The following is a 16,133-nucleotide window of genomic DNA, read 5'->3' as shown; positions in this document are numbered from 1 at the left end:
GATCGCTCACAACATCACTGAAACGCCGTCTCGAAGAAGCTTCTGAGCTTGCGCGAGTGCAGCTTCTCCGTCGGCATGCCGGCGAGCTTTTCCAGCGCCCGGATGCCGATCCGCAAATGCTGGTTCACCTGGGTCCGATAAAACGCCGTCGCCATGCCGGGCAGCTTCAATTCGCCGTGCAGCGGCTTGTCGGACACGCACAGCAGGGTGCCGTAGGGCACGCGGAAGCGGAAGCCGTTGGCGGCGATGGTGGCCGATTCCATGTCGAGCGCGATGGCGCGGGACTGGGAGAGGCGCTTGACCGGGCCGCGCTGGTCGCGCAGTTCCCAGTTGCGGTTGTCGATCGTCGCCACGGTGCCGGTGCGCATGATGCGTTTCAGGTCGTAGCCTTCGAGGCCCGTCACCTCTTCCACGGCGCTTTCCAGCGCCACCTGCACCTCGGCCAGCGCCGGGATCGGCACCCAGACCGGCAGGTCGTCGTCCAGCACGTGGTCCTCGCGCACATAGGCGTGGGCGAGCACGTAGTCGCCGAGCGTCTGGCTGTTCCTGAGGCCCGCGCAATGGCCGAGCATCAGCCAGACATGCGGGCGCAGCACGGCGATATGGTCGGTGATCGTCTTGGCGTTGGAGGGGCCGACGCCGATATTGACCAGCGTGATGCCGCCATGGCCCTTCTTCTTGATGTGGTAGGCGGGCATCTGCGGCAGGCGGGCGAGCGTGAGGTCCGTTTCCGGCTTGTCGGCGCCGGCGGGCGTGACGATGTTGCCGGGCTCGACGAAGGCCGTATAGCCGTTGCCGCCCTCGGCCATCTGCTGGCGCGCCCAGGCGCAGAACTCGTCGACATAGAACTGATAGTTCGTGAAGAGCACGAAGTTCTGGAAATGGTTGGCGCTCGTGGCCGTGTAGTGGCTGAGGCGGGCGAGCGAATAATCGACGCGCTGCGCGGTGAAGGGCGCAAGCGGCGAGGGTTCGCCCGGGCCGGGCTCGTAGGCGCCGTTGGCGATCTCGTCGTCGGTGGTGGTGAGGTCCGGCGCGTCGAACAGGTCGCGCAGCGGCAATTCGATGCCCTCGGCGATCTCCGCCTCCACATAGGCGCCTTCGCCGAAGGCGAAATGCAGCGGGATCGGCGTCGTCGATTCCGACACGACGACGCGGACGCCGTGGTTGCGCATCAGGAGGCCCAGCTGTTCCTTGAGATAGTGGCGGAAGAGTTTCGGGCGCGTGATGGTGGTCGTGTAGACGCCGGGCGAGGCGACATAGCCGTAGGACAGGCGGGAATCGACATGGCCGAAGCTGGTCGTCTCGATGGAGACCTGCGGGTAGCAGGCGCGGAAGCGATTGTCGGGCGTGCCGCTCCTGCCGAGCGAGACGAAGGCGTCGGTCAGGAAGGCCGTGTTGCGGTCGTAGAGGGCCTGCAGGGCATCGACGGCGGCCGCCGGATCCTCGAAGGATTGCGGCTCGTAGCGCTCGGGCGTTGCGAAGGAAAGGGGCTTCGGAGAGAAGATTCGTTTGCTCATGAATCACTATAGGTGCTGTTTTTCGACAAGCAAACGACAACTTCGGCGCGTCCGCAAGCCCTGGAGCATTTCCGGTGAACACGGGTTAACCGGAAATGCTCCATCTCCTTGTTTTTGCCGCATTGTCCGGCGCCGAAGCGACTTCGCTTCGGCTGGAAATGCTCTAGCGCGGCCCCGCCAGGATGATGCCGGCGCCGACGAGGGCCAGCGCCGCGCCGAGGGCGTCGAAGCGGTCGGGGCGAAGCCCTTCGGCAAGCCAGAGCCAGAGCAGGGAAGCGGCGATATAGACACCGCCATAGGCCGCATAGGCGCGGCCGGCAAAGGCGCTGTCGACCTGCGTCAGCAGCCAGCCGAAAAGCGCGAGCGAGGCCATGCCGGGCAGGAGCCAGAGGACGGACTTGTCGAGCCGCCACCAGGCCCAGAAGGAAAAGCACCCGGCAATCTCGGCCAGCGCGGCGAGGGAAAAGACGAGGAGGGATTTCATCCGCGGGCTCCGGGCTTCAACGATCGCCGTGCGGCTGAAGCCCTTTCCGGATATCGGGCGGCGGGAAGGGAGAAGCGCTGGCCCGGCCGGTTTAACACGGATCGGGGAGAGGGAAGGCGGAAACTCAGCTCATCGACTGGCGCTGGAGCGTGACGAAGAGGACGAGGCCCGCCCCCTGCTTTTCGATGCCGAGACCGCCCGCATTGCTCCAGGCGAGCGCACCGACGGGGGCGATCATCATCGCCGAGAGGGCGAGGATGCGCAGGGCGGTGGCGCAGGTATGGGCAAGGGCGGTCGTCATCTCGGCGTGTCCAGGTCTTTTAAGAGGAAATCAGAGCGAGGCGCGGCACATGTCCGGCGTCACGCAGGCGACGAGCTTGCCGGTGGTGTTGTGCGTGCTGCGGCGATAGTCGGTCTCGACGGCGGCGGCGAGCATGATCGCGAAAATGGCCATCAGCAGGGTGATGATCGTCAGGCGGCGTGCGAGGATGTCCATGGTGTCGTCCCTCATTGAAATGTTTCAGCATGGCCCTTGTCGCATTGCGGGACTGAACGCTCCCTGAGGGGGCGGTTCATCTCCCGTTCAGGAAAGCTGTGATCGCGCCTTGGGGCAGGCCCCCGCACCGTGTGAAAAAACGCGTCGGGAAAAAGCGGACCGTTTCGCGTGGTTAGCGAAAGGTTGAAATCGGCGGTTGAACAATCGGTAAATTTTTACGCGAATGCCGTGGTTTCCAGCGGGTGCGATGTTTAACGAAAACCCAAGTTTACCAAGCGTTTGGACTTTGTTCGTCTCAAATTAAGCATGCATTTTAAGCGCATTTTGAAAGGCCGGCGGCATAGTGGAGCCATAAGACGAGCAGGGAAAACCCGCCGGCAAAACTCCGAAGGAAGACCAAGGCCGCTGAAGACGGCAGGCGCCCAAGGAGGCCCGAAAGGGCAGGTAAAACAGGACGATACGAGCAGAAACCAGGTAGACAGGGACAATCGAAATGGCACGCTTTGACTTTCAGAACACCGAAACGGCCGCCATGACGGGCGGCGAGAACCGCGCCGAGATGTTCTGCGACATGGGCCTCATGTATGCCACCGGCCGCGGCTGCGCCGTCGACGTGGTGCAGGCGCACAAGTGGCTCAACATCGCCGCCATCAAGGGTTGCGAACGCGCCGCCGAGCTGCGCGCCGACCTTGCCGCGACGATGACCAAGACCGACCTTGCGCTGGCGCTGCGTGCAGCGCGCGAGTGGATGACGGTTCATTGATAGGGGGTAGCCAGTAGGCAGTAGCCAATAGGGAACAGGAAGGCTCCACGGTCAAAAGAAAAAGTCTCATCCGACCGCGACCGACCGAGTTCCACCGCCTACTGCCTACTGCCTATTGCCTCCAACACCTGCGGCAACGCCTCCTCCAGCAACGCCATGTCCATGTCCGGCCCGACGCTGATGCGGATGCATCGGTTGAGGGGGGCGATGCCCGGCATGCGGATGAAGACGCCGTGCTCCATCAGGCCCTCGACGATGGCGCGGGCGTGGGTGCCGTCCCGGCCGCAATCGACGGTGACGAAATTGGTGGCGGAGGCGAGGGGCGCAAGACCGTTGGCGCGCGCGATCCGCGCGATGCGCTCGCGGGAGGCGGCGATGCGGGCGACGACGTCCGCAAGATAGGCCTGGTCCTCCAGCGCGGCGAGCGCCGCCTGGATCGAAATCCGGGCCATGCCGAAATGATTGCGGATCTTGTCGAAGGCCTGCGCATTGCCGAGCGTGCCGATCGCATAGCCGATCCGCGCGCCGGCAAGGCCGTAGGCCTTCGAGAAGGTGCGCATGCGCAAGATGTTCGGCTGGCCGATCAGGGCGTCGACCGGCGGAACGGTGCCCGCCGGCGCCGTCTCGCCATAGGCCTCGTCGAGAACGAGCAGCGTCGTTTCCGGCAGCGCCCGCGCGAAGGCGACGACGCTGCCGGCGTCCCACCAGCTTCCCATCGGATTGTCCGGATTGGCGAAATAGACGAGCGGCGCATTTTCCCGGCGCACGGCCGCGAGCAGGCCGTCGAGGTCCTCCCGGTCGCCGGCATAGGGCACGGTGACGAGCCGCCCGCCGAAGCCGTTCACATGATAGTTGAAGGTAGGATAGCCGCCGAGCGAGGTGACGACCGGCGTGCCCGGGTCGATGACAAGCCGCGCGATCTCGCCGAGCAGCCCGTCGATGCCGCCGCCGATGGCGATATTGTCGCGGGAAATGCCGTGGTGAAGGGCAAGCGCCTCGCGCAGGTCGAAATTCTCCGGATCGGCATACATCCAGGTCGCGCGGCCGGCGGCGCTGATCGCCTCAAGGACGGACGGGGCCGGGCCGAAGCCGCTCTCGTTGGCGCCGATGCGGGCGCGCACGGCAAGGCCGCGATTGCGCTCGATGGCCTCCGGCCCGACGAAGGGCACGGTTGCGGGCAGCGACTGGGCGAGGGCGGTGAAGCGGGAGAATGCGGACATGGGCCTGCCTGGGATCGATCGACGCGGATGCGGGACGCCGGAATCGGTTTCCCGGCGGGCACCCTAGCCAATAATGCGAGGCGGGGAAACGCTCAGGTGATCGCCGAGCCGATGCCGACCTTGTTCTCGACGCCGACCATGTAGGGCCGCTCCGTCTGCTTCAGCCGGCCGGTGATGCCGCCGGTGAAGTAGTCGGACCGCACGATCATGCGCAGCAGTTCATCGTCGATTTCCTTGATGAACTGCACGCCGATGCGGTTGTCGTTGCGGTAGACTTCCGCACAGCCGATGCGCGAGGCGACGCCGACGATGGAAAGGTAATAGTGCAGCGGCAAGCCGATCGTCGTGCCGACCGTGAAACTGGCGCCGCCGAGCGATATGTCGATCAGCCTGCAACTGCGTGTCTTGGGCGCCATCAGGTCGAAACCGACCGTCATCAGCATGCCCTGCCGGTTGACCGCGAACCGTTCCCATTTGCGCTCGTAGAGGCCTGCGCCTGCGCGCTGCTTGGCGTCGTCATTCATTGCCGCTTCTCCCAAAGAGGACGTCATGTCCGACCGAGACGGGGCAGAGTGTCGCAGGCGATTGTTTTGTTTGGTTGAAACAAATGCTTAAAAGTTTAGACGTCGCCCTTTTCGGCCGGGCGGCCGTTCAGGCGTCGTGATCGTGCGGCGCATGGCCGAGCACGAGGCCGAGGAAATCCGCGTCGAGGAACATGTTGAAGCGTACCACCAGCTCCTCGCCGTCGCGCTTGAACTCCGTGCAGGGGATCTCGTCGCGGATGCCGTGGATCTCCAGGTAGAAGTTCTCCGGCAGGGTCAGCGCCTTGTTGATGGAGAGCATCGCGCCGGCGCTGGAAATGCTGCGGATGAGGCAGGTATAGCGCATCGCCGTGCTGAGATGGTGGCCGATCGGCGTAACGAACCCCGGCCTGTCGATGCGATACTGGACGAAGCTGCGCTTGGGGTGGCGCAGGCGAAGCTGGTCGTGGACGTGTTCGAGGGGCATGGCTCCCTCCCGCTCCTGTGGCTCGTTGCCGAGTGTACCGAAACGGGATGGACAAAACGTGAAGACGGCCGCACGCATTCGAACGAGCGGCCGCCGAAGCGGGGCTTACTGGAAGGCCTGGAGGCCCGTCTGGGCACGGCCGAGGATGAGGGCGTGGATGTCGTGCGTGCCCTCGTAGGTATTGACCGCCTCGAGGTTCATGACATGGCGGATGACGCCGTATTCGTCGGAGACGCCGTTGCCGCCGTGCATGTCGCGCGAGACGCGGGCGATGTCGAGCGCCTTGCCGCAATTGTTGCGCTTCATCAGCGAGATGAGTTCGGCCGGCGCGCGGTGCTCGTCGAAGAGGCGGCCGAGGCGCAGCGCCCCCTGCAGGCCGAGCGAAATCTCGGTCTCCATGTCGGCGAGCTTCTTCTGGATGAGCTGGGTGGCGGCGAGCGGCTTGCCGAACTGCTTGCGGTCGAGCGTGTACTGGCGAGCGGCATGCCAGCAGAATTCGGCCGCGCCCATGGCGCCCCAGGCGATGCCGTAGCGGGCGCGATTGAGGCAGCCGAAGGGACCGGCAAGGCCGGCGACCTCGGGCAGCAGGTTCTCGTCAGGCACGAAGACGTCCTGCATCATGATCATGCCCGTCACCGAGGCGCGCAGCGAGAACTTGCCCTCGATCTTCGGCGTCTCAAGGCCCTTCATGCCGCGTTCCAGCACGAAGCCCTTGATCTTGTCGTCATGCGCGTCGGATTTCGCCCAGACGACGGCGACGTCGGCGATGGGCGAATTGGTGATCCAGTTCTTGGCGCCGGAGATCAGGTAGCCACCGTCGACCTTCTTGGCGCGGGTGATCATGGAGGAGGGGTCGGAGCCATGGTCGGGCTCGGTGAGGCCGAAGCAGCCGACCCATTCGCCGGAGGCGAGCTTCGGCAGGTACTTCTTGCGGGTCTCTTCCGTGCCGTAGGCGAAGATCGGGTGCATGACGAGGGAGGACTGCACGGACATGGCCGAGCGGTAGCCCGAATCGACGCGCTCGACTTCGCGGGCGACGAGGCCGTAGGAGACATAGTTGGCGCCGACGCCGCCGTATTCTTCCGGGATCGTCGGGCCGAGCAGGCCGAGTTCGCCCATCTCGCTCATGATCTCGCGGTGGAAGATCTCGTGGCGGTTGGCCTCGGTGACGCGGGAGGCGAGCTTGTCGTCGCAATAGGCGCGCGCCGTGTCGCGGATCATGCGCTCTTCGTCAGTCAGCTGGTCTTCGAGGAGGAAGGGGTCCGCCCAGTCGAAGGGGGCCATCCTGGCGCGGGCCTGCTCAGGGGTGGCGCTGTGGTGCTCGCTCATGGATGTCCTCCTGTCGCGGTTTCGTCGTTGCAGAAGTGCTACATCAGCTTGCCCCTTACCGAAAGGCCGGGAACGAAAGGGAGCGGCAAAGGCTTTGGCTATTTGTGAATGCCCTCATGAGTCCGGAGAATGAGCCATCCCCCACCTTTTTCCCGTTTTGCCTTGATCCCGCCGTGCCGGATGAGCAAATAACCTGACGATGGGCAATTCCACGAAAGAGAGGCCAGGCATGCGGGACCGCTTCAAGCGATCGGTCGAGCGGCTGCTGCCGACCGAAGCGCGGCTGGGCGACCTGTTCTGGCCCTTCAACCGCAATCCCGAGCGCAAGGCGCCCGCCACCCGCCGCCGTCCGGCCGGCGCCTCCGCGATCGAGGAGGTCGCCGGCTTCGGCAGCAATCCGGGCTGCCTCCTGATGTTCGAGCATATTCCGCAGGGTCTTCCGGCGGGGCGGCCGCTCGTCCTGGTGCTGCACGGCTGCCGGCAGGATGCCGAAAGCTATGATCGCGCGGCCGGCTGGGCGTCGCTCGCCGAAGAGCGCGGCTTCTCGGTCGTCTATGCCCAGCAGCGCGAGGCGAACAATCCGCGGCGCTGTTTCACCTGGTTCCGGCCGAGCGAGGTGACGCGCGACCGCGGCGAACTCATGTCGATCCGCCAGATGGTCGCCTATGCGACCGAACGTGCGGCAAGCGATCCGGAGCGCATCTTCATCACCGGCCTTTCGGCCGGCGGGGCGATGACGGCGGCGATGCTCGCCAACTATCCCACGCTCTTTGCCGGCGGCGCGATCATCGCGGGCCTGCCCTTCGGCGCCGCGCGCGACGCCACCCGCGCCTTCGACGCGATGGGCGAGGCGCCGGAAAGGAGCCCGCGCGAATGGAGCGACCTGGTGCGCGCCGTCTCCCCGCGCATCGCGCGCAGGCCCGCTATCTCCATCTGGCACGGCACGGCGGACGACACCGTTGCGCTGTCGAACGGCCTCGCGCTCGTCGAGCAATGGCGCGACCTCTACCGCCTGCCGAAGGAGGCCTTCGTGGAAAAGCGCATGAAGGGCAGTCGCACGCGCATCTGGCCGGACAAGGAGGGCAAGCCGCTCGTCACCTTCCACGAGATCGACGGCATGGGCCACGGCACGCCGGTGGAGCGCGGCGAGGGCGGCGGCTATGCCGCCGCGACCGAGCCCTTCATGCTGGAGGTCGGCTTCTCCTCGACGCTGGAGATCGCGAAAGCGTGGGGCCTGACGCGCCGGTGGAAGCGGTAGCCGCTCAGGCGAGCAGCCACTCGTGCTCCCTGGCATTGTGGAATTTCCACACCCGCTTCGGCCCGGCCATCACGTTGAGATAATAGAGGTCGTAGCCGTGGATGGTGGCGCAGGGGTGGTAGCCCTTCGGCACCAGCGTCACGTCGCCGTCCTCCACCGCCATCGCCTCGTCGAGCGAACGGTCGTCCGTATAGACGCGCTGGAAGGCAAAACCCTGCGGCGGGTTGAGGCGGTGGTAGTAGGTCTCCTCCAGGAAGCTCTCGTGCGGAAGGTTGTCCTGGTCGTGCTTGTGCGAGGGGTAGGACGAGGTGTTGCCGCTCGGCGTGATCACCTCGACGACGAGCAGCGAATGGGCAGAATCGTCGTCTTCCGGCATGATGTTGTGGACATGCCGGACATTCGAGCCCTTGCCGCGGCTGATCTTCGGATGCGTGCCCGGCGGAATGGCCTTGGCCTTGTAGTCGCCGCCGCCCGGGGCCGAGCAGACGGCAAGTTCCAGGTCCGTCTCCGCCGTGACCGACCAGTTGGAATTGGCCGGGATGTAAAGCGCGTGCGGCGCGCCGTCGAAGGGGCTCATGCGCTCGCCGAGAATGCCGAAATCCTCGCCCGCCGCCGTCGCCTTGCCCTTGCCGGAGATCCACACGAGGCAGACCTCGCGGCTTCCCGTCTCGGCCGCCAGGATCTCGCCCGGCTTCATGCGGTGCAGGTCGAAGCCGACATAGGTCCAGCCGGCGCTTTCGGGCGTCACATGGCTGACGCGGCCATGGTTGCCTTCGGGTTTGATGATGAGGGTCGACATGGGCTTCTTCCTTTCGGTCGGCATCGGGGGAGGGTTATCCTTTCGGAAACCCTTCCGTCTCCACGGTATAGCCCGCCGCCGTCATGACGCGCATCAGTTCCGCATGGCCGACCTCGGCCATCTTCTGCGGCGGCGCCTTGCGGGGATCCTGCTCCGCCTCGACGACGAACCAGCCTTCATAGCCATGATCGGCGAGGCGCTGGACGATGGCGCCGAAATCGAGCGAGCCGTCGCCCGGAACGGTGAAGGCGCCGAGCGCCACGGCATCGAGGAAGGATTGCTTCGTGCGGTCAAGCCCATCGACCACCGACTGGCGGATGTCCTTGACGTGGACGTGGTTGATGCGGGCGTGGTGGTTGTCGATGGCGCGCAATACGTCGCCGCCGGCAAAGGCGAGATGGCCGGCATCGAGCAGCAGCGGAATGCCTTCGCCCGAATTCTTCATGAAGGCGTCGAGTTCCGGCTCGGTCTCCACGACGGCGGCCATGTGGTGGTGGTAGGACAGCGGCATGCCCTGGTCCGCACACCATTCGCCGAATTCGGTGAGGCGGCGGCCATAGGCCTTCATCTCGTCGTCGGAAAGGCGCGGCTTGGTGGCAAGCGGCCTGGAGCGGTCGCCCTGGATCGAGCGGCCGAGCTCGCCATAGACGATGCAGGGCGCGTTGACCGCCTTGAACAGCTCGATCATCGGGGCGATGCGGTCCTTGTTGGCCGAAAGCTCCTCGTCGACCAGCGTGCCGGAGAACCAGCCGCCGCACAGCGTCACGTCGGCCGCGCGCAGGATGGGCAGCATCTCCTGCGGATTGCCCGGGAAGCGGCGGCCCTGTTCCATACCGGTGAAGCCGGCGCTGCGCGACTGCCGCAGGCATTCTTCCAGGGACACGTCGTCGCTGAGTTCCGGAAGATCGTCGTTCCACCACGCGATGGGCGACATGCCGAGTTTGGCTTTCATGATCGTCTCCTTGGGGGGAAGCGGGGCTTCCCTTGCATCGTCATTGTCTCTTCCCTCTCTTTCGTCATCCTCGGGCTTGACCCGAGGATGACGAAAGAGAGGGCGTTATCTATCCTAACCGATCCGCTGGGCTTCGAGCGCCTTCACATAAGCCTCGCGTGCCGTGTTGACCTCGTCGCGCGCGCTCACTTCCGGCACCGCGACATCCCACCAGTGGCCGCCGTCCTTGGTGGTGACCAGCGGGTCCGTGTCGATGACGATGACGGAGGTGCGGTCGTTGCCCTTGCTTTGCTGGATGGCCGTTTCGAGGTCGGCGATGGAGGAGACCTTGACGGCGACCGCGCCCATGCTCTCGGCATGCGCCCGGAAGTCGATGTCCGGCATCGTCTCGATCATCGAGTCCTTCAGGAGGTTGTTGAAGTTCGCGCCGCCGGTCGCCATCTGCAGCCGGTTGATGCAGCCGTAGCCGCGGTTGTCGAGCACGACGATCGTCAGCTTCTGGCCGAGCATGATGGAGGTCGACAGCTCGGAATTCATCATCATGTAGGAGCCGTCGCCGACCATGACGACCACATCGGCCTCCGGCCGCGCCAGCTTGACGCCGAGGCCGCCGGCGATCTCGTAGCCCATGCAGGAGAAGCCGTATTCCATGTGGTAGCCGCCCGGCCTGTGGGCCTGCCACAGCTTGTGCAATTCGCCCGGCAGGCCGCCGGCCGCGCAGACGAGGACCGAATTCTCCCCGCCGATCGTGCGCTGCACCGCGCCGATGACCTGCGCATCGGAGGGCAGGGCCACGTTGGTCGCCGCGGTCGCTCGGTTTGCGGCGGCCAACCAATCCGCCTTGCGGGATTTCGCGGCTGCCTCCACGGCGGCCGGGGCCTTCCAGCCGCCGAGCGCCTCGGAAAGCAGCGTCAGGCCCTCGCGCGCATCGGCGACGAGCGGCTGGCTGTTGTGCTTGGCGGCATCGAAGGCGGCGGTGTTGAGGCCGATCATCGTCACGGCGTCGTTCTTGAACAGCGCCCAGGAGCCGGTGGTGAAGTCCTGCATGCGGGTGCCGACGGCGAGGATGACGTCCGCCTCCTCGGCAAAGGCATTGGCGGCCGAGGTGCCGGTGACGCCGATCGAGCCCATGCAGAGCGGATGGTCGTCCGGCAGCGCCGATTTGCCGGCCTGGGTGACGGCGACCGGAATGCCGTGCATGCCGGCAAAGGCCTTCAGCTCGGCGGTCGCCTGCGCATAGAGCACGCCGCCGCCGGCGATGATCAGCGGCTTTTCCGCCTTGCGCAGCGTGGCGATGGCGGCGGCAAGCTCGTCGCTGTCCGGCCGCGGGCGGCGCTGCGTCCAGACCTTCTCTTCGAAGAGGCTCGCCGGATAGTCATAGGCTTCCGCCTGCACGTCCTGGCAGAGCGAGAGCGTCACCGGGCCGCAATCGACCGGGTCGGTCAGCACCTGCATGGTGCGCTTCAGCGCCGGGATGATCTGCTCGGGCCGGGTGATGCGGTCGAAATAGCGCGAGACGCAGCGGAAGGCGTCGTTGACCGAGACGGTGCCGTCGCCGAAATTCTCGATCTGCTGGAGGACCGGGTCGGGAATGCGGTTGGCGAAGACGTCGCCGGGCAGGAACAGCACGGGCAGGCGGTTGACATGGGCGACGCCGGCGGCGGTCACCATGTTCAGTGCGCCGGGGCCGATGGAGGTCGTGCAGGCCATGAAGCGCTGGCGGAAGCTCGCCTTGGCGAAGGCGACGGCGGCATGGGCCATGCCCTGCTCGTTGTGGGCGCGCAGCGTCGGCAGGTCCTCGCGCACCTGGTAGAGCGCCTCGCCCATGCCGGCGACGTTGCCGTGGCCGAAAATGCCCCAGACGCCGGCGAAGATCGGCACCTTCCTGCCATCCACGACCGTCATCTGTGCCTTCAGGAAATGCGCGACGGCCTGCGCCATCGTCAGCCGGATCGTCTTTGCCATGGTCTTCCTCCCAAGCTCTTTGTTCACAGGCCGCGCGTCCTCAGCCAGGCATCGGTCAGCGCGCGGAAGCGGCCGGCCATGTCGGCGATCGCCGCCTCGTCGTCCATCTTCCCGGCCATCCAGGCGCGGGCGGCATCGATGAAGATCGTGCGGCCGACGGCGAAGCCCTTGACGGCCGGCGCCACCCTCGTTGCCTCGAAGGCCTTCACCAGTTCCTCGGTCGGCGCTTCGAGGCCGAGCAGCACGATACCACGGCAATAGGCGTCATTTTTGGCGATCACCGCCTCGATGTTCGCCCATGCGCCGCTGGAGGCCTGCGGCTCCAGCTTCCACCAGTCCGGCTTGATGCCGAGATCGTAGAGCTCCTGCAGCGCCGTCGACACCGTATCATCCTTGAGCGGCCCGTTCTTGCCCGCGATGATCTCGATCAACAATTCGCGCCCGACGCGGCGCGCGGCCTCGAAAAGCGTGCGCAGCTTCTCCTGCTGCTCGCTCTTGAGCGCGGCCGGATCGTCGGGATGATAGAAGCACAGGCACTTGATGCAATGGTCGAGCGGCCATTCGACGAGCTGCGAGCCGATGTCCTGGCTGAACTCGAAGCGCAGCGGCTTGGAGCCCGGCAGCTCGACCGGCCGGCCGAGCCAGGAGAAGTTCTGCGTCGCGGCGTCGAAGAAGGCGTCGCGGCCGAAGCGCTCGTCGATCAGCATGCCGTAGCCGGGGCGCCCGTCCGCGACCCGCGCGGCTGCCTTGACGGTGAGGCGCTTGAATTCGGAAATCTTCTCGTGCGGCACGCCAAGTTCGTCGGCAACGTCGACGAGCTGCATGCGGTGGTCGCAGGCAAGCGCCATCAGGAGCGGAATGTCGTCCTGCTTGCGGTTCGTTGCCCAGTGGATGTGGTTGATCGCTTCGTCCTTGCGCAGCGCCCGGTGCCTGCTGCCGTTGGCGAGGAAGAAGGAAAGCTCCTCCCAGCTCGGATATTCCGGTGAGCAGAGCAGGCGGGAAACGGCGAAGGCGCCGCAGGCGTTCGCCCAGGTGGCGGAGGTCCTGTGGTCCTCGCCCTTCAGCCAGCCGCGCAGGAAGCCGGACATGAAGGCATCGCCTGCGCCGAGCACATTATAGACCTCGATGGGGAAACCATCGCCGACCACGCCGTCTTCCAGATCGTCGGAGATCGGGCCGTCATAGACGATGCAGCCCATGGCGCCGCGCTTCAGCACGATGGTTGCCGGCGAAACCGCGCGGATCGCCTTCAGCGAAGACAGCACGTCGTCGGCGCCCGAGGCGATCATGATCTCTTCTTCCGTGCCGACGATGAGGTCGCAATCCGGCAGCACGGATTTCATGATGGCGGAGACGTGGTCGGACTTCACATAGCGCTCGAAGCCTTCCGCATGGCCGGCGAGGCCCCAGAGGTTCGGGCGGTAGTCGATGTCGAAGATGACCTTGCCGCCGCTCTCCCTGGCGATGCGGATCGCCTTGCGCTGCGCGGCCTCGGTGTTGGGGCGGGAGAAATGCGTGCCGGAGACCAGCACCGCGCGGGAGGAGCGGACGAAAGCCTCGTCCACGTCGCCCTCGTCGAGCGCCATGTCGGCGCAGTCGGTGCGCACGAAGATCATCGGCGAGACGCCTTCGGCCTCGATGGCGAGCAGGACGAGGGCGGTCAGCCGCTCCCTGTCGGTCCTGATGCCCTCGACGTTCACGCCTTCGCGGGCGGACTGCTCGCGGATGAAGCGGCCCATCTGCTCGTCGCCGACGCGGGTGATGAGCGCGGACCTCAGGCCGAGGCGGGCGGTGCCGATGGCGATGTTGGCCGGGCAGCCGCCGACGGACTTGGCGAAGGAGGCGGTGTCCTCCAGGCGCGTGCCGAGCTGCTGGCCGTAGAGATCGACCGACGAGCGGCCGATCGTGATGACGTCGAGCGTCTTGTCCCGGCCCTGACCCTGGTCCGTGTGCGGCATGTCTTCCTCCCGGTCTCGCGGCGCCGTCATTCGGAGTGCGGCGGTCCGTGCGGAAAATGAAACATGAATTCCATTATTATGTCAATTCGGAATATTCATTCCGTTTCTATTCCGCACATTTCACTTCGAGGAGCGCCTGAAGCTGCGCCGCTTTTCGGCGATGGCGACCGGCAGCGCCATGGCGAGCGCCATGGAGGCCGAGAGCGAGCGGAAGCCGGCATAGTCGGCCTCCGATACCTCGAACCAGTGGGTGGCGGAGGCGGCCAGCGGCGAGAAGACCGAGTCGGTGATGGCGACGATCGGCACGCCGCGGGCGGCCAGTTCCTGGGCCTGCGCCAGGCTTTCGGCGGCGTAGGGGGCGAAGCTGGCGGCGATCACGGCATCCTTGCCTGTGGCGAACTGGGCCATCTCGGCGTCGATGCCGTTCGGCGAGGCGATGATCTGGTGGCGGATGCCGAGCTTGCCGAGGGCATAGGCGATATGCGCCGTCAGCGGATAGGAGCGGCGCTTGGCGACGAGATAGATCGTCTCGGCCCGCGCCAGAAGCTCGACGGACCTTGAGAAGGTCTCGCCGTCGATGGTGCTGGCGAGCCGTGCGACGGACTGGCTGGCGGCGGTGAGGAAGCCGGAGAGCAGCTCCGTGTCGCTGTTGGAGGCCGGGCCGGCCTCCAACGAGAGAAGCCGTTCCTCGTAGGAAAGTGTCCTGTCGCGCAGCCGGGCGCGAAAAACGTTCTGCAGGTCGGAAAAGCCCTCATAGCCGAGGTGATGGGCAAGCCGCACCAGCGTGGAGGGCTGCACGTCGGCGGCCGTCGCGATGCTCGCCGCCGTGCCGAAGGCCATCTCGTCCGGATTGGAGAGCGCGTAGGCCGCCACTTGCGCCAGGCGCTTGGGCATGCTCACCTTGCGCTCGATGATGACGCTGCGCAGGCTGTCGAAATCGCGCGGTACGCGCGCAAGGGCCGCTTCGGTGCTGTTCATGAATCCGTCCTCCTCGTGCGGCCATTCTGCGTCAAATGAAATAAATATTCCATATTGCCAGAAAAGATAGTTTTCGTTCCAAATCTTTCCGGCTATGCATGGTGCCGGAGACGCCCATGTGGCGAGATATAGAGCAAATCGGCTGCGGATGCGTAGCGGTTTTGCGGGCCGCATTCGCGTGGAAACGGAAACCCGGCAGAGGGAGGAGACGGCATGAAGGCCCTTGGAATAGGACTGATCGGCACCGGCTACATGGGCAAGTGCCATGCGCTCGCCTGGAACAATGTCAGCGCGGTCTTCGGCGACGTGGAGCGCCCGCGCCTCGTGCATCTGGCCGAGGCCAATGCGGAGCTTGCCGCCAGCCGCGCCCGCGAATTCGGCTTTGCCCGATCGACCGCCGACTGGCGCGCCCTCCTTGCCGATCCCGAGGTCGACGTGATCTCGGTGACGACGCCCAACCAGTTCCATGCCGAGATGGCGATCGCCGCGCTGGAGGCGGGAAAGCACGTCTGGTGCGAGAAGCCGATGGCGCCGGCGCTGGCCGATGCCGAGCGCATGCTCGCCGCCCAGCGTTCCTCCGGCAAGGTCGCGGTGATGGGCTACAACTACATCCAGAACCCCGTCATGCGGCACATCCGCTCGCTGCTCGACGAGGGCGCGATCGGCACGGTCAACCATGTGCGCGTCGAGATGGACGAGGATTTCATGGCCGATCCCGAGGCGCCGTTCTACTGGAAGAGCGAGGCCGCCTCCGGCTATGGCGCGCTCGACGATTTCTCCGTGCACCCGCTGTCGCTGCTGTGGAGCCTGTTCGGCCATGTCGAGGCGGTGATCGCCGCGCTGGCAAAGCCCTATGCCGACCGCCCGCTGAAGGACGGCGGCCGCCGTGCCGTGGAGAACCACGACATCGCCAGCGTGCTCATGCGTCTTCCCGGCGGCATTTCCGGCGTGCTGATGGCCAACCGCTCGGCCTGGGGCCGCAAGGGCCGCATCGCGTTGCAGGTCTACGGCTCGAAGGGCTCGATCCTGTTCGACCAGGAGCGCATGAACGAGTTCCAGCTCTATACGGTGGACGGCCGCGCGAGCGAGCAGGGCTTTGCCACCATCCTGACGGCCCCGCATCACAAGCCCTACGACCGCTTCATTCCGGCCCCCGGCCACGGCCTCGGCTTCAACGACCTGAAGGTCATCGAATGCCGCGAGCTGATCGCCGCCATCGCCGGCATGGCCTCGCATTCCATCGACTTCAACCATGGCCTGCGCATCGAGAAAACCGTGCATGCCATGGCGCAATCTTTCCGCGAGAGCCGCTGGGTCGAGATCGCCGCGGCGTGATTTTCGGCGGCCGGACCAAAAAAATCCGGCCAGCCGCACATTGAAACGGTGGGGGCCATACGTAATACTCT

The 16,133-nt window shown here is 65.7% G+C and carries 16 protein-coding genes; 3 read left to right on the top strand and 13 right to left on the bottom strand.

The window, feature by feature from the left end; all coding sequences use genetic code 11:
- Nucleotides 1-14: 14 nt before the first annotated feature.
- The 4 genes from AB3G45_RS19285 to AB3G45_RS19270 form a co-directional block, all read right to left on the bottom strand.
- Nucleotides 15-1,517 (bottom strand): AMP nucleosidase, encoded by a 1,503-nt coding sequence (locus AB3G45_RS19285; RefSeq protein ID WP_367832072.1) that lies wholly within the window; start codon nt 1,515-1,517, stop codon nt 15-17.
- Between the two features lie 163 nt (nt 1,518-1,680).
- The gene (locus AB3G45_RS19280) at nt 1,681-2,001 is read right to left on the bottom strand and encodes a YnfA family protein (RefSeq protein WP_367832071.1); all 321 of its coding nucleotides are present in this window, start codon (nt 1,999-2,001) and stop codon (nt 1,681-1,683) included.
- A 124-nt stretch (nt 2,002-2,125) separates the two neighbouring features.
- The gene (locus tag AB3G45_RS19275; protein ID WP_162852968.1) at nt 2,126-2,302 is read right to left on the bottom strand and encodes a hypothetical protein; all 177 of its coding nucleotides are present in this window, start codon (nt 2,300-2,302) and stop codon (nt 2,126-2,128) included.
- A 30-nt stretch (nt 2,303-2,332) separates the two neighbouring features.
- Entirely contained in the window at nt 2,333-2,497 is a 165-nt protein-coding gene (locus AB3G45_RS19270; protein ID WP_367832070.1) for a hypothetical protein, read from the bottom strand.
- Between the two features lie 493 nt (nt 2,498-2,990).
- On the opposite strand from AB3G45_RS19270, the gene AB3G45_RS19265 reads away from it, so the two are divergent.
- Nucleotides 2,991-3,260, top strand: a complete 270-nt coding sequence (locus AB3G45_RS19265; protein ID WP_367832069.1) for an SEL1-like repeat protein — start codon at nt 2,991-2,993, stop codon at nt 3,258-3,260.
- Nucleotides 3,261-3,358: 98 nt separating this feature from the next.
- Here AB3G45_RS19265 and AB3G45_RS19260 read toward each other — a convergent pair whose 3' ends face one another.
- The 4 genes from AB3G45_RS19260 to AB3G45_RS19245 form a co-directional block, all read right to left on the bottom strand.
- A complete protein-coding gene (locus AB3G45_RS19260) occupies nt 3,359-4,480 on the bottom strand; it encodes a pyridoxal phosphate-dependent aminotransferase (RefSeq protein WP_367832068.1) in 1,122 nt (373 codons plus the stop codon).
- 92 nt (nt 4,481-4,572) lie between these two features.
- Nucleotides 4,573-5,004: a PilZ domain-containing protein gene (locus AB3G45_RS19255; RefSeq protein ID WP_367832067.1), complete on the bottom strand. Its 432-nt coding sequence runs from the start codon at nt 5,002-5,004 to the stop codon at nt 4,573-4,575.
- A 127-nt stretch (nt 5,005-5,131) separates the two neighbouring features.
- Complete coding sequence (locus AB3G45_RS19250; RefSeq protein ID WP_367832066.1) at nt 5,132-5,488, bottom strand: hypothetical protein; 357 nt, start codon at nt 5,486-5,488, stop codon at nt 5,132-5,134.
- Nucleotides 5,489-5,593: 105 nt separating this feature from the next.
- Nucleotides 5,594-6,817, bottom strand: a complete 1,224-nt coding sequence (locus tag AB3G45_RS19245) for an acyl-CoA dehydrogenase (protein ID WP_367832065.1) — start codon at nt 6,815-6,817, stop codon at nt 5,594-5,596.
- A gap of 229 nt (nt 6,818-7,046) precedes the next feature.
- Here AB3G45_RS19245 and AB3G45_RS19240 point away from each other — a divergent pair, with 229 nt between their 5' ends.
- The gene (locus AB3G45_RS19240) at nt 7,047-8,075 is read left to right on the top strand and encodes a PHB depolymerase family esterase (protein ID WP_367832064.1); all 1,029 of its coding nucleotides are present in this window, start codon (nt 7,047-7,049) and stop codon (nt 8,073-8,075) included.
- A gap of 4 nt (nt 8,076-8,079) precedes the next feature.
- On the opposite strand, the gene iolB is transcribed toward AB3G45_RS19240, so the two are convergent.
- From iolB to AB3G45_RS19215, 5 genes are all read right to left on the bottom strand, one after another.
- The gene (gene iolB / locus AB3G45_RS19235; RefSeq protein ID WP_367832063.1) at nt 8,080-8,874 is read right to left on the bottom strand and encodes a 5-deoxy-glucuronate isomerase; all 795 of its coding nucleotides are present in this window, start codon (nt 8,872-8,874) and stop codon (nt 8,080-8,082) included.
- Between the two features lie 34 nt (nt 8,875-8,908).
- On the bottom strand, nt 8,909-9,826 hold the full coding sequence (iolE, locus tag AB3G45_RS19230; RefSeq protein ID WP_367832062.1) for a myo-inosose-2 dehydratase: 918 nt from the start codon (nt 9,824-9,826) through the stop codon (nt 8,909-8,911).
- 114 nt (nt 9,827-9,940) lie between these two features.
- Nucleotides 9,941-11,791 carry a 3D-(3,5/4)-trihydroxycyclohexane-1,2-dione acylhydrolase (decyclizing) gene (iolD, locus tag AB3G45_RS19225; RefSeq protein ID WP_367832061.1) on the bottom strand — a complete coding sequence of 617 codons (1,851 nt, stop codon included), beginning with the start codon at nt 11,789-11,791 and terminating at the stop codon, nt 9,941-9,943.
- A 23-nt stretch (nt 11,792-11,814) separates the two neighbouring features.
- A complete protein-coding gene (gene iolC / locus AB3G45_RS19220; RefSeq protein ID WP_367832060.1) occupies nt 11,815-13,749 on the bottom strand; it encodes a 5-dehydro-2-deoxygluconokinase in 1,935 nt (644 codons plus the stop codon).
- A gap of 120 nt (nt 13,750-13,869) precedes the next feature.
- Complete coding sequence (locus AB3G45_RS19215) at nt 13,870-14,727, bottom strand: MurR/RpiR family transcriptional regulator (RefSeq protein WP_367832059.1); 858 nt, start codon at nt 14,725-14,727, stop codon at nt 13,870-13,872.
- 213 nt (nt 14,728-14,940) lie between these two features.
- Between AB3G45_RS19215 and AB3G45_RS19210 the strand changes: the two genes are divergently transcribed.
- Nucleotides 14,941-16,062 carry a Gfo/Idh/MocA family protein gene (locus AB3G45_RS19210; protein ID WP_367832058.1) on the top strand — a complete coding sequence of 374 codons (1,122 nt, stop codon included), beginning with the start codon at nt 14,941-14,943 and terminating at the stop codon, nt 16,060-16,062.
- Nucleotides 16,063-16,133 lie beyond the last annotated feature (71 nt).

It is taken from the genome of Shinella sp. S4-D37 (assembly GCF_040812195.1).
Taxonomy (GTDB): domain Bacteria; phylum Pseudomonadota; class Alphaproteobacteria; order Rhizobiales; family Rhizobiaceae; genus Shinella.
This window is presented reverse-complemented; position numbering and strand designations above follow the sequence as displayed.